Source organism: Clostridium sp. AF34-10BH (genome assembly GCF_003478095.1).
Lineage (GTDB): Bacteria > Bacillota > Clostridia > Lachnospirales > Lachnospiraceae > Acetatifactor > Acetatifactor acetigignens.
Genome location: NZ_QUEC01000007.1, coordinates 1 through 14,800 on the forward strand (window position 1 = coordinate 1; position 14,800 = coordinate 14,800).

The 14,800-nt window shown below is 37.3% G+C and carries 11 protein-coding genes; 10 read left to right on the forward strand and 1 reads right to left on the reverse strand.

What is annotated here, in order from left to right:
* Positions 1-22: 22 nt before the first annotated feature.
* Positions 23-949: a tyrosine-type recombinase/integrase gene (locus DWZ61_RS06900; RefSeq protein WP_118537869.1), complete on the reverse strand. Its 927-nt coding sequence runs from the start codon at positions 947-949 to the stop codon at positions 23-25.
* Positions 950-1,144: 195 nt separating this feature from the next.
* Here DWZ61_RS06900 and DWZ61_RS06905 point away from each other — a divergent pair, with 195 nt between their 5' ends.
* Genes DWZ61_RS06905 through DWZ61_RS06950 form a run of 10 tightly spaced genes read left to right on the forward strand, consistent with a single transcriptional unit; the run spans position 1,145 to position 14,796 of the window.
* Positions 1,145-2,746: a hypothetical protein gene (locus tag DWZ61_RS06905; protein ID WP_118537870.1), complete on the forward strand. Its 1,602-nt coding sequence runs from the start codon at positions 1,145-1,147 to the stop codon at positions 2,744-2,746.
* Positions 2,743-4,605: a nucleoside-diphosphate sugar epimerase/dehydratase gene (locus tag DWZ61_RS06910; RefSeq protein ID WP_118537871.1), complete on the forward strand. Its 1,863-nt coding sequence runs from the start codon at positions 2,743-2,745 to the stop codon at positions 4,603-4,605. The genes DWZ61_RS06905 and DWZ61_RS06910 overlap by 4 nt, the downstream gene beginning before the upstream one ends.
* 9 nt (positions 4,606-4,614) lie before the next feature.
* Positions 4,615-7,608 (forward strand): sugar transferase, encoded by a 2,994-nt coding sequence (locus DWZ61_RS06915; RefSeq protein ID WP_118537872.1) that lies wholly within the window; start codon positions 4,615-4,617, stop codon positions 7,606-7,608.
* Positions 7,609-7,628: 20 nt separating this feature from the next.
* Entirely contained in the window at positions 7,629-8,921 is a 1,293-nt protein-coding gene (locus DWZ61_RS06920) for a glycosyltransferase family 1 protein (protein WP_118537873.1), read from the forward strand.
* 18 nt (positions 8,922-8,939) lie between these two features.
* Positions 8,940-9,881 (forward strand): glycosyltransferase family 2 protein, encoded by a 942-nt coding sequence (locus tag DWZ61_RS06925; RefSeq protein WP_118537874.1) that lies wholly within the window; start codon positions 8,940-8,942, stop codon positions 9,879-9,881.
* Entirely contained in the window at positions 9,878-11,098 is a 1,221-nt protein-coding gene (locus DWZ61_RS06930) for a glycosyltransferase (RefSeq protein WP_118537875.1), read from the forward strand. The genes DWZ61_RS06925 and DWZ61_RS06930 overlap by 4 nt, the downstream gene beginning before the upstream one ends.
* A gap of 58 nt (positions 11,099-11,156) precedes the next feature.
* Positions 11,157-12,161, forward strand: coding sequence for an EpsG family protein (locus tag DWZ61_RS06935; protein ID WP_182427024.1), 1,005 nt, complete (start codon positions 11,157-11,159; stop codon positions 12,159-12,161).
* 18 nt (positions 12,162-12,179) lie between these two features.
* Positions 12,180-13,220, forward strand: coding sequence for a hypothetical protein (locus DWZ61_RS06940; protein WP_118537877.1), 1,041 nt, complete (start codon positions 12,180-12,182; stop codon positions 13,218-13,220).
* The gene (locus DWZ61_RS06945; protein WP_118537878.1) at positions 13,207-14,127 is read left to right on the forward strand and encodes a glycosyltransferase family 2 protein; all 921 of its coding nucleotides are present in this window, start codon (positions 13,207-13,209) and stop codon (positions 14,125-14,127) included. The genes DWZ61_RS06940 and DWZ61_RS06945 overlap by 14 nt, the downstream gene beginning before the upstream one ends.
* Positions 14,128-14,130: 3 nt before the next feature.
* A complete protein-coding gene (locus DWZ61_RS06950) occupies positions 14,131-14,796 on the forward strand; it encodes a hypothetical protein (RefSeq protein ID WP_118537879.1) in 666 nt (221 codons plus the stop codon).
* Positions 14,797-14,800 lie beyond the last annotated feature (4 nt).

A 14,800-nucleotide genomic window follows, 5' to 3' on the forward strand; every position in this document is an offset into this window, starting at 1 on the left:
TGCAACATCAGATAATTGTGTATTATCCTTTATTGACCACCATAAAATTCCTCGGATGTTTATTCACCAGAATATCCTTCTGCTTAGCGCTGGACACATGGGTATAGATTTCTGTCGTGCTGATAGAACTGTGTCCAAGCATTTTCTGAATATAGCGGATGTCGACATCCTGTTCCAGCAACAGAGTAGCAAAGGAGTGTCGGAACATATGGGGAGTAATATGCTGTTCTATTCCGGCAAGATCAGCATAGCGGTTGATCATAAAACGGACGGACTGGTCAGATAATTTGTGCTTTTGCTTGTTGACAAAGAAATATCCACAGTCGGAAATATCTGCTTTGAATGAATCTTGATACAACATTAAGGCAGAAATAACCTCAGGGTTGCCAAGCTGCAGGATGCGTTCTTTGGATCCCTTTCCGTATATTAGAACAGTGTTATTCTCCAGATCGATATCCGACGGACGAAGGGAACATAATTCGGAAATCCGCATTCCTGTAGCGAATAACAACTCAATCACAGCAATATCCCGCAGGCAGCACCTCAACTGATAAGTAGAGGCAGCCTGATTTTTTTGTGCATAGAGTACAGATAAGAACTTTTGAATGGAATGAAAAGGAATGGTTTTGGGCAGGAGCTTGGCTTCACGGAAATGTACGTCCAGTTTGTCGAAAGGGTTCTGTACTAAAAGATCTGCGTACTCCAGATAATGGAAAAATGCTTTCAGACTGGCAATTTTTCGCTTGACGGACTTGGGCCTGTAGTGTTTATGCAATTCTGTAATATACAGATCCAGTGTATTTCTTGATAGAAAATCCATGGAGCTATTACAAAATACAGAATACTGGTTTAAATCGATCCGATATGCTTTCAATGTCTTGAAATTCAGACGTTTTCGATATTCGCAATAGCTGAGATATTCTGCAGTGTATCTGTTTAAAGTATTCATAAGTAAATCTCCTTTTTTCATCAAGTATGAATAGTTGTATCGGGTTTGTCTATTCGATATGTAAATCCGTTGCTTTCTTAAGAATTCATAGACTGATAAAGAAAAGCTTGTACTTATAGTCCAAATTGATTACAATAGAAAAGAGTATGCAATAAGATATGGTCTTATTAAAAAGCAGAAAATGAGGATATCAATATGCAACTTACAATAAAGGATAAAACATTCAACATATGGTCAAAGAAGCGGATATTATATACCATCTGCTTTTTCATGTTCTGTGTAATTGACCAGAGAACCAAGACGGGTTCCGGGCTGGATGGAATCATAGAGATGTTTCGGGATATGGCCGGAGTGCTCATGGCCGTTATTATTATGTCACACTATAAATGGGAAGAATTTATGGCATATAAGATTCCGTATGCTGTCTGGACAGGAATAGGTCTGGTGGCGGGGGCATTGTTTGTGGTATTGGGACAGCCTCTTGCATATTTCATGAACGAACGTGTGATGGTCAGTCTGGATGTTTTTCTCTTTGGCTATGTGGTGATCCATACGTTTATCAGTGTAGTGAAAGAAAAGAAGTATCCGAAACTGAACAGGGGAATGTTCGGGCTGTGGGTAGTCATGATGCTTCTGATGATCTTTTCCAGAAGTGATTATGTATGGCCATTTTGCTATTTTATTATGTTCGGATGTTTTTACCTTACGGATTTTACGGAAGAGGAGCAGGAGGACTTGTATCAGGGAATCATGAACGGAGTCATCTTCGCTTTTTTTGCATTTCAAGCATTCTGCTGTGTGTTCCGACCGTATGATCAGGTAAGATATACTGGAATTTATAATAACTGCAACCTGAATGGCCTGTTTTATCTGGTTGTGTTGGCAGCAGTGTTTGGAAAAATACTGTATGTGACGAAAGAAAACAAACATAAATTCTGGAGAGTGTATTACTGGCTTGGGGCAGGAGTAGTGTACTCGTTTATTTTTATGACAATTGGAAGAACTGTATGGCTGGTATCCTTTATACTCGGTTTGTTATTCCTTGGATTTTATCAGGGAGTGAAAAAGAAAAAACATTATTTTAGAAACGGGTTACTTCTGATGCTGTGCATATGTATGATGTTTCCGGTGACGTTTGGGATAACAAGGTATTTGCCTCCGGTGTTCCATCATCCGGTATGGTTTTGGGGAGAATGGAGTGAGCAAAAGGTGCATTCATGGGATCTGTGGAATTCAGAAAAATACGTAGACATAAATGAAATAGTAGAAAGTGCAATCGGAAGAACTACAGTTATTACTGATAAAATTTTTGGAGCTAGTCCATTTGTTATAATGTCATATGCAGCTGAACTCACACGAGAAGAAAGAGCTGTCTTAAAAACATACGAAGAATATTCAAATCCTTTTATAGTAAGAAAGACGATTTATAATTACTACTTACACCATTTAAATTTTTTTGGACATCCACAATCGGAGCAGGGGTTCCAATTGGTGGCTGATTATTGGATAGGACATGCACACAACATATATTTGCAATATAGTACAGATTTTGGCATTTGCATGGGAGCGTGTTTTGTTCTTTTGGCGCTATGGAGTATTGTTCGACTAGCGATGAAAGAACAAAGAGGGAATATAGAAAGTGATACGTATTTGTTACTTCTGCTGATACCGTTGTTGTTTGGAATGTTGGAATATTCATGGGGAAGTGGGGCAATAACGATTATTCTTGTATTTTTTGCGTGGAAAAGAGCAATGGTAATGGATATAAAGATGTCAGAAAAGAGAATGCTAGGATGAAAAACAATAATTTTTTAAGAATTCCAATTAATAGAATCATAGCACTGATTCTACTTGATATTATGTCTATTATAGTGGCTTCTGTGGGAGCCCTATATATTCGGTTTGATTTCAATTTTTCTTCCATTCCGGTTGGGTATTTTGAGAAACTTGAAAATATTATTGCATTTAATATTATAGTAACACTGGTTTTTTTTGCACTATGGAAACTTTACAAAAGCGTATGGCGATATGCAAGTGCAACTGAATTATTGAACATTATATTTGCCACGACATGCGCAGCAATAGCACAGGTGATTCTCTGTTATATATTAGATGAAAAGATGCCACGGAGCTATTACGTAATATATTGGGCATTATTATTTGCTATGACCAGTGCGATAAGATTTAGTTATCGGATTTTACGTCTAATCAATTCTAAACGAACGGAATTTACAGGACGAAAGAAAGCAAATAATGTAATGCTTATAGGTGCTGGAGCGGCAGCTAATTCAATCTTAAAAGAGATAGAAAGTAGCCAATATTTGAGCCTAAATGTCAAATGCATTATTGATGATCACAATGGATGCCATGGGAAATTTCTGCGCGGAGTACCAATTATAGGTGGAAGAGATAAAATTATAGATGCAGTTGGTGAATATAATATAGATGAAATTATTTTTGCAATACCTTCTGCAAATACGAAGACAAAAAAAGAAATTTTGGATATTTGTAAGGAAACCGGTTGTAAATTACGAACTTTACCGGGCATGTATCAATTAATTAATGGCGATGTGTCTGTTGCTAAACTAAAAGAAGTAGAAATTGAAGACCTTCTGGGAAGAGAACCTATTCAAATTAACACCGAAGAAGTGTTGAATTATGTAAAAGATAAAGTGGTATTGGTTACCGGCGGTGGAGGTTCCATCGGAAGTGAATTGTGCAGACAGATTGCCAGTCATCAACCGAAACAATTAATTATTGTAGATATTTATGAAAATAATGCTTATGAGATTCAGCAGGAACTGATTCGCAAGTACCCCCAACTGAATCTGGTTGTACTGATTGCATCCGTACGAAATACAGAGAGAATTGACGCCATCTTCGAAAAATACCGTCCGAATATTGTCTATCATGCGGCGGCGCATAAGCATGTGCCTCTCATGGAGGTGAGTCCAAATGAGGCAATAAAAAACAATGTATTTGGTACATATCGTACAGCCCAGGCGGCGGATAAATACGGTGCGGAAAAATTCGTACTGATATCAACGGACAAGGCTGTGAACCCCACCAATGTCATGGGAGCATCCAAGAGAATGTGCGAAATGGTCATTCAGATGATGAACCGCCAGTCAAAGACCAATTTTGTTGCTGTTCGGTTTGGCAATGTGTTAGGCAGTAATGGAAGTGTCATTCCTCTCTTTAAGAAACAGATTGCAGAGGGTGGACCGGTCACCGTTACAGACCCCAATATTATTCGATATTTCATGACAATACCGGAAGCAGTATCTCTGGTATTGCAGGCCGGAGCTTATGCCCGGGGCGGGGAGATTTTCGTTCTGGATATGGGAGAACCGGTAAAAATTGTAGATCTGGCTACGAACCTCATTAAACTTTCCGGATACAAGCCGGGAGAAGATATTGAGATCAAGTTTACAGGACTGCGCCCCGGTGAGAAGATGTACGAGGAACTCCTCATGAGCGAAGAGGGACTGAAGAAGACTGCAAACAAGATGATTTATATTGGAAAACCGATTGAATTTGATGATGACGTTTTCAAGAAGCAATTGGACAAGATTTACAAAGACGCTTATGATGAGACAGATAATATCCGTGAGGACATTAAAGAAATCGTACCGACATATCAGGGTGTAAAGTAGAGGAATGCTATGAAAAAGACAACGAAAAAGATATTATACGGTGTTATAGCACTGGCAGGTCTGACGACAGCGGGGGTGAAAGTAGCATCTGCAATGCAGAAAAAGCAGTGTGCAGGTGATGAAAAGAACCCTTTTGAAGGAAAAAAGGTAATCTTCGTTAAAAACGAAGAAGACGCTGAAAATGCAGATGGAGCCAAAGGACATTTGGAGTCAGTGGGTAATTCCGATTATGCGCCGTCTTTTTATGACAAATACGTAAAGCGCTGCTTTGACATTGTATTATCTTTTGGTGGAATTGTGGCATTATCTCCACTATTGCTGGGAATTGCTGTGGCAATCAAGATTGATGATCCGGGGCCTGTGTTTTTTACGCAGAAGCGACTGGGGCAGAATAAGAAATACTTCCGTGTGTATAAGTTCCGCAGCATGAAAATGTGCACACCCCATGACACCCCGACACACATGCTGGAGAATCCGGAGCAGTACATTACCAGAGTGGGTAAATTCTTACGTGCGCATTCTCTGGATGAACTTCCCCAGCTGTTTAACGTGCTGGATGGATCGTTGTCTTTGGTGGGGCCCAGACCAGGATTGTGGAATCAGGATGTACTTACAGCTGAGAGAGATAAATATGGCGTAAATGAGTACAAGCCCGGAATTACCGGATGGGCGCAGATCAATGGAAGAGATTCTATCTCCATAGAAAAGAAAAGCGAACTGGACGGATATGGGGTTAAGCATAGTTCCCCTGCATTTGATTTGAAATGCCTGCTTGGAACAGTGACAAAAGTAGGACATGACGATACTGTAGTAGAAGGTGGCACGGGAGCAATGACAAAAGCTTGTCGCAACTATACAGAAGGGAAAACAAAAGAAGAACTCATTGGTAATATTGGATTTGGAGAGGCGGTGGAAGTTGATAAAGCCTTGAAAAAAAAAGTTCTTATTACAGGCGCAGGATCTTATATAGGTCAATCCTTTATTGACTATGCAAAAAAATACTATCCGGAAAATTTTGAGATAGACGAACTGGACATGATGGGAGATGCGTGGAAAGAATACGATTTTTCTCAATATGATATTATCTATCATGTGGCAGGAATTGCACATGCTGATGTTGGCAATGTATCTGATGAAACAAAAGAAAAATACTATCAGGTGAACACGGATCTTACGATAGAAGTAGCCCAAAAAGCAAAAGAGGAAAACGTAAAAGAAATTATCTTTATGTCATCTATGATCGTATATGGAGAGTCTGCTCCCTATGGGAAAAAGAAGATAATAGATGAAAATACTATTCCGACACCGGCTAATTTTTATGGGGATAGTAAATTACAGGCGGATGTAGCAATAAGAGAATTGGCGGATGATAACTTTAAGGTAATCGTACTCAGACCGCCTATGATTTATGGAAAAGGAAGTAAGGGGAATTACCCTGTTTTGGCAAAACTTGCAAAAAAACTCCCTGTATTTCCGGATGTGGATAATGAGAGATCCATGCTGTATATTGAGAACTTATGCGAGTTTTTATGCCAGGTAATGTTAGTGAGGAAAATAAGACGAAATGTGATTGTTTTGATTCCTCAGAATGCAGAATGGACAAATACATCAGTTATGGTTAGGCAGATTGCTAATATAAGTGGTAAGAAAATTGCTGTATTTAAAATAATGCGTCCAATGGTGGCTGTCGGAGGAAAAATGCCTGGAAAGATTGGTGGATTGATTAATAAAGCATTTGGAAATAACTGCTATGCACATGAATTGTCAAAGTATCAGGGAATTGATTATCAGAAAAGCACACTCGAGGAATCTGTTAAATTAACAGAGGCGAATATTGTGAATCAGAAGAAATGTGTATTAATGCTTGCATCTGTAGCATCTATGATTGACCAGTTTAATATGTCAAACATTGATATCCTGTTAAACATGGGATATAAAGTAGATGTGGCATGCAACTTTGGATTTGGAAGTACATGTTCAGATGAAAAAATTACTGAATTGAAGAGCAAGCTTAAAGAAAAAGGTGTAGAGTGTTATCAGGTGGACTTTACACGTAACGTAATGAATCTTATTCAGGATGATAAAGCGTACAGACAGGTTAGGAAGCTGGTGGAGAATAACCGATACGACTTAATTCATTGTCATTCACCTATTGGTGGTGTGATTGGAAGAATTGTGGCACATGAGACAGGAATCAAAGTAATCTACACGGCACATGGTTTTCACTTTTACACGGGTGGGCCTAAGAAAAACTGGATGATATATTATCCAATTGAAAAATTGCTTTCCAGATGGACAGATGTGCTGATTACCATCAATAAAGAGGACTATGGAAGAGCAAAACAAAAGTTTCATGCTAAAGAAACAAAATATATTCCGGGAGTCGGAGTAAACATAGACCGATTTGAACTTGGCCAGGAAGAACGGGAACAGAATAGAAAACTGAAAAGAGAAGAGCTTGCGGTTCCTGAAAAAGGATTTGTATTGCTTTCTGTGGGAGAATTGCAGGATCGAAAGAATCAGCGAGTTGTTATAAAAGCCTTGCATGAACTAAATAATCCGGATATTTATTATTGGGCTGTAGGCAAAGGAGAATTGTTTACAGAATATCAGCAGTTAATTGAAAAATATGGATTAAAGGATAAGGTCACGTTATTAGGATTTCGAACCGATATTGTAGAATTGTGTGATGCGGCAGATTGCTTTGTGCATCCATCTGTAAGAGAGGGATTAGGAATCGCGCCGTTAGAGGCAATGGCGGGTGGTTTACCTTTGATATCTTCCTATGTAAATGGAATAAAGGATTATACTGAGAATGGCGTAAGCGGTTGCTGCTTGATTGATCCTTTGTCTGTAGAAGAAATGAAGAAAGCTATTCAAAAGATGTATGAAAATGTGGAATTTAGAAAAAAGTGTGGAATAAATAATTTAAAAACCGTAAAAAGATTTGATATTAAGAATACGGACGAGATTATGAAGGACATTTATTCTCAATTCCTATAAGCAGAAACGGTAAAAGATTTATGAAGATATTAGTACTATCATATGAAGCGTGGAATGATATAACAAACGGAAATAATGTAACATCAAACTGGTTTGAGGGAATGGACGCCGAATTTGCAAATATTTATGCAAGCCCGGGGGAACCTTATAATCAATGCTGCCAGAAATACTACCAGATCACTGACAGTATGATGCTTAAAAGTATTATATCCGGAAAAAAAGCAGGAAAAGAAGTAGTTTGGTTACAGAATACATCCCAGGACAAAAATTCATTAGCAGAAGAGGAACCGCAAAAATTATATAGATTCTTAAAGTCTATAAGTGGTGATTGGTTAAGATTTCTTCGAGAAGTATTGTGGTTGTGGGGAAAATACGATATTGAAGGAATGAAAAAGTTTATTGATGAATTTCAACCGGATATTATATTTAGCGAAAGAATGGCATCTTGCAAGATGCTTCGATTAGAAAAGATAGTATCCGGGATATCGAGCGCCCCCCTTGTGGCATTTACAGGAGACGATGAATATTCATTACGACAATTCAAATTTTCTCCGCTATATTGGATTAATCGATTCATGGTACGGCGTAGATTGCGAGATATGGTCAAAAAATATAAGATATATTATACGCTGTCTTATGAACAATTGGAGGATTATAAGAAACGTTTCGGCTGCAATATGAAAATATTGCAGAAATGTGGTACACTCGTAAATGATGAATATATAGCCAGACCGATTAATTCACCAATTAGAATTATATATGCTGGAAAGCTTTATATGAATCGTTGGAAGGCATTGATGGATATTGTAGAAATTTTAAGGGAAGTTAACAAGGATAGTGTTAAAATGGTACTTGAGATTTATACAAAAGACCAGCTTACAAAGAAACAAAATGCAATATTAAATGATAACATCAATAGCTATGTAAAAGGGGCAGTGTCACAAGAACAATTAGCGGAGATATATAGAGAAGCCGACATTGCACTGCATACGGAATCACAACAGTTAAGCCAGAGGCTGACAACCAGATTATCGTTTTCTACTAAAATAATTGATTGCCTGTTTAGTGGATGTGCAGTTCTTGCATATTGTTGGAAAGAACAATCGGGGTGGACCTATTTAAAGAGAGAAGATGCAGCAATTTGTGTAGAATCCAAAGAAGAACTAAGGCGTAGCCTGCAAAAGCTTTGTGATCATCCGGATCTCATTGAAACATATGCGCAAAAGGCTTTCGTATGCTGTAAGAAAAACCATCAGAAAAAAATAGTTCAAGAAAATTTATTGAAAGATTTTGAAATGATATGTAATAAATAAAACATAGGATGGAATGTAATGGATAAATTAGTGAGCGTAATTGTTCCTGTGTATAATGTAGACAGGTATCTCGGAAGATGCATCAAAAGTATTATGCAGCAGTCATATCGAAATCTGGAAATCATATTAGTAGATGATGGATCAACGGACAATTCAGGTACCATATGTGATACATTTAAGGAAACAGACGACCGGATCATAGTAATCCATAAGGAAAATGGGGGATTGTCTGATGCCAGAAACGCAGGAATTAAAGTGTTTACGGGCGAATATGTTACTTTTATTGATTCGGATGATTATGTGTCATCTGATATGATATCATCGATGCTGACAGTTTTAAAACAATCATCTTGTCAGATAGTACAATGTGAATTTGTCAGAGGGAAGGATGATGCTTATAAATTTACCGGAAATGGAAAATATAAAGTATATAATAAAAGAAATGCTTTTGAAAATAGGGATGTACATGTGTGTGCACCCGGAAAATTGTATGAGAGTTCAGTTATAAAGGACAGATATTTTCCCAAAGGTAGAATCAATGAGGATGAATACTATACCTATAAATGTGTTTATGAGAGCGATGGAATAGCGGTCATGTCAGATGGCTTGTATTACTATTTCCAACAGCCAGATAGCATAATGCACAAGAAAAAAGCCTATTTGAACATAGATATATTGGATGCATTTGATGAAAGAATAGAATATTTTCGCAACAGACAGGAAGAAAGATTGGCGATTATATCGCAAAAGGAAAAATGCATCAGAGAAACATTACTCTATGCAAGAGCAAAAGATTGTGTCGATGAAAAAGAGAAGAGAGAATATTTGAAGAAAATGTATAAAGCGGAGTATTTTCAAATTAAGGGAGAGCGCTTTGGCATGAAAGAGAGCATTTTTTTAAAAACATATTATTATCTCCCGTTTGCTGTAAATATCCTTTTAGAGAGAAAAATCAGATGATGAGAATTGCGCAAATTAATACAACGTATGGAAGTGCTGACAGCACGGGGAGAAATGTAAAAGAACTTCATGAATTTTTTAAAGAAACCGGCTGTGAATCCAGAGTATATGTGACACGAATCAACAACAAGGAAGAAGAAAAAACATCGGACATTATTCTTTTTTCTAACAAATTGGATGAAAAAGGTCATGCAATATTGTCAAGAGTAACCGGATTTCAAGGGTATTTTTCACATATTACTACGAAAGCACTGATAAGAGAATTAAAACAGTATTGTCCCAGCGTTATCCTTTTAAATGTTCTTCATAGCAATTGTATTAATTTTGAACTATTATTTAGGTATATAGCTGAAAACCAGATACCGGTAATCTTTGTTTTACATGATTGTTTTTTCTTTACAGGACATTGTTGCCATTATATTGATGTAAAATGTGAAAAGTGGAAAAAAGAGTGTGGCGGATGTCCATCTATGAGAAAATGGAATAAAAGTCTTTTTTTTGACACATCGAGAAGGGCATTAGCAGATAAGAAAAGATGGTATGATGCTATTAAGATAAAAGGAGTAATTGCAGTATCTCATTGGTTAGAAGACGAAGCAAGACAGTCGATTTTAAAAGATGCCCGGATTACCACTGTTTATAATTGGGTAGATCAGACAATCTTTAAACCCACTGTAGAATTTCCAATTGAATGGAAGAACTTTAAGGGAAAACAGATTGCGTTGGCAGTTGCGTCCGTCTGGGGAGACGATAAAGGACTTCAGGAAATTAAAAGAGTGGCATTGGATTGCCCGGAACTGATAATCGTCATGATTGGAGCTAATATAAATGGTGTAGAAACAATGGAAAACATTTATACAGTGGGGATTGTAAATAATAACACAAAGTTGGCTGAATACTATTCAGCTGCAAGTGTTTTTCTGAATCCTTCCAGGCAAGAAACCTTCGGAAAGACAACGGCAGAGGCGTTGGCTTGTGGAACCCCGGTTGTAGCATATAGAACTACGGCATGTACGGAACTGATTGACGATACCAGAGGAGCATTGGCTGAGTTGGGCGATGTTGCAGGGTATATTAGGGAAGTTAAAAAGGTGTTGAAGAACGGTAAGGGGTATTATAGGGGAGCGGCACTGGATTTTGCACATAGAAAATTTGATAGTAAAACGAATATGTTGCAATATATGGACGCAATACATTCACTAATTGAGGAAAATTGAACTTATGAATATTTACTTATTTAATATGCTTCTTACTATTTTTTGGGGAAGTATCCTTTTGAATAAACGTAATCCACAGAAGAAGATATTTATAGGTATAGTATCTTTGCAAATGATTTTAATATCAGCATTAAGAGATATTTCAATTGGAGCAGATACTTGGAACTATGAAAATCATTTCCGTGAATTAATTGAACTGGACTTGTATTCCTGGAAAAATCTATTTTTAAGAATTTTTCAATTTGGAAATTATAATTCACGAGATGTAGGATCGGAGTTGGTGACAAAATTATTTGCAACATTAATTCCAAACTTTCGGATATATTTGTTTGCAGTAGCAATTTTTGTATGCTGGGGATTAGGAAGGTTTTTATATAAGTATTCGGAAAATCTATGCTTGTCTTATGTAATATTCCAATCCTTTTTATTCCAATTTTTCTTGCTTACAGGTATTCGTCAGACGATTGCAGTGAGTCTGGTTGTCTTTTGGGGATATGATTTAATTCTTGATAAAAAGCCTGTGAAATTTTTGCTGTTGTGTCTGGTTGCAATGACATTTCACAGTACTGCAATTATTATGCTGCCGTTTTATTTTGTATGTAATTATAAAAAGGACTATTTGGGTAAATACATAATAGCAATTGGGGCGTCTGTGGTATTTATGCTGTTTGGCTCCAAAATTTTTCAATACATACCGTTAGGAATGTTTTCCAATTATGCCGCTTCTCAGGGAATCGGATCGTATACATTTATATTCTTAATGCTGTTAATTGTGATAGCAACGGGACTTCTTGACAAGTCACATTATTTGAAAATAAGGGATCAACGGGACAGAAATATTATAAATGGAACGATTATTTCGGAAGTACTGATAGCGACATCTGCGATATTGGATGTATTGTTCAGACTTGGATATTATTATATTTTCTTTATGCTATGTCTGTTGCCGATGCTTCTTAAATCATTCGAAGGAAAATCTGCAAAAATAGTTAAATGTATTTTATATGGAGTTTTATTGATCTATGCCTACAAATTGAATTTACAATATAAGTTTTGTTTTTAAAAACATTGAGGAGAGTTTATGAAAGAAGGAATCGGAGTCTTATTACTTTTTTTTAATAAAGTAGACACGACGGGACTTGTACTGGAGAGAATACTGGAGGCAAAGCCAAGTGTATTGCTATTGGCACAAGACGGAGCCAGAGAAGGAAATGCTCATGATGAGAAGGCAGTTCCGGAATGCAGGAAAAGAGTAGAAGAACTTTTGGCAGGGATTGATTGGCCTTGTGAGATCTACCGCAATTATGCAGAGAAAAATATGAGTTGTGATCCCAGGGAATATAGTGCGATTTCCTGGGCGTTTGGGATAGTAGACAAGTTGATTATCTTAGAGGATGATTGTTTGTGCTCAAGTTCTTTTTTCCCGTTCATGGAGGAATTATTACTTCGCTATGAGAAGGATGAGAGAATCGGTATGATCTGTGGAATGGAGCGTTTTGGAAGGAATCCTTATTGTAAAGACAGTTATTACTTTACACAGGCTTGTTCCGGTTGCGGATGGGCTACCTGGAAACGTTGTTGGGACGATGTGGAGAGAATTGCAAAGGATTACGATTACCTGGATGATGCTGATCTGACACAAAAGGTGGATGATTACGTTAAGGAATGTTGTCTGAAAGTATATAGAGATTATATACCTAAGGCTGCTAAAAACAGAGAAGACAATCGCACTACCGGAAGTATACAGTCGTGGGAATTTGCACAGTCAGCCGCAATGATAATGGAATCGCGTTTGGCAATTAACCCGATGGTAAATCTGGTGAAAAATATAGGGATGGTTCCGGGTGCTACACATTCAGGGAATGATATACGGACAATACCCAAAAGATATAGAAGAATTTTTGAAAACGATAATTTAGAATTGGAATTTCCGTTGCGCCACCCCTTGTATATTATCCGAGATGTCAAGTATGAACAGATGCATGACAGGACGTATGCGATTAATGAATTTCAAAAGTGGAAGGATGATATAGAACATATTTATTTATATATAAGATATGGACATCTGAGGGAACTATTTCAGGGTGTAAAAAGGAGATTGAAAAGACATGCAGATAAATAACGGTAAAGTATCAGTAATCATTCCCGTGTGGAATGCACACGATTATATTCGAAGATGCGTGGACAGCATAGTAAATCAAACATATGAAAATCTGGAGATTTTGTTGGTTGATGACGGAAGTACGGATGATTCTTTACAAATATGCCGGGAGTATGAGAGAAAAGATGATAGAATAAAAGTATTCCATAAGGAGAACGGTGGACAGGGGAGTGCCAGAAATCTGGCATTGGATCATTGCACAGGCGAGTATATTGGCTTTGTGGATAATGATGACTGGATATTTCCCACAATGTATGAAAGAATGGTGGAACTTATTCGGAAGTACGAGGCAGATGTAGCGAGGTGCGACGATTTGTCGGACGAGACACAGATTGATACAGAGAATTTTGTAGAAGAGACTACGTGTGGGGGAAAACAATATCATGAGTTGATCTATTGTGATATTTGGGGCGGACACGTAACAGATCGTTTGTTTAAACGAGAAGTTATAGGTGATTGTCGTTTTCCGCATAGTAAAACAATCGAAGATATGCGGTTTATGCGCCAAATATTACCAAATATCAGACTTGAAGCACACACTAGTGAAAAATTATATTTTTATACGGTAAGACAGAACAATACTTCTTTTGTATATGCGAGAACATTTATAAATTCCTATGAAAGGGCAGAAGAATATCAAAGCAGATATGAAGAGGCATGCAGTAAATACCCTGAGTACAAAGAAACATTATTGACGAAATCAACGACGTTTGCTTGTGGGAGCATGAGGATTCTGTTAAAAGAGAAGAAAGGGAATTCTGAAGAATATAGAAAGATGCTTCAATTCCTTAAAAAAAATAGAAAAAGCATAACAGCATTAAAAAAACTTCCTGTAAAGTATAAGCTGTTTTTGATAATGGCAAGGTGAAATATGAAAACCATAGTAAAAAGAATAGGCATTAAAGTATATAATTTAAAGAACGGTCCATTTTGGAAGCAGGGTGGTGCAATAGTAGAAAGGCAGGGGCACAACATTGTGTTGGACTGTGTCAAAATCAGATCCCATGGAAAAAATAACAGAGTAATAATAGAGGATGGGGTACGATTACATCATGTAAAAATTCAAATAAGTGGTAATGATAATACGATCATAATTGGTAGGAACTGTTCTATTCAAGATACCATTTTTGCTATGGAAGAGGATCATAACAGTGTGACACTCGGAGCAGGGACAACCACTACGGGAGGAGTTGTTTTTTCAGCAATTGAAGGAAGTAAGATAATTGTTGGCAGTGATGGTATGATTTCGAGAGATGTCTGGTTTTTTACAGGGGATGGGCATGGGATTGTGGATGAGCATGGAAAACGTACAAATTATTCTCAAGATATTATTATTGGTGACCATGTATGGATCGGATATAGAGCAATTTTGACTAAGGGATGCAAAATATGTAATAATTCTATTATTGCAGTAGGTGCTGTATGTAACAGAAGTTTGAACGCAGTACTATCAGAAGGATGCGTGATTGGTGGAAATCCGGCAAAAGTAGTAGCCAGTGAAAAAAACTGGACTAGAAATAGAAAAGACGGAGAATGACAGA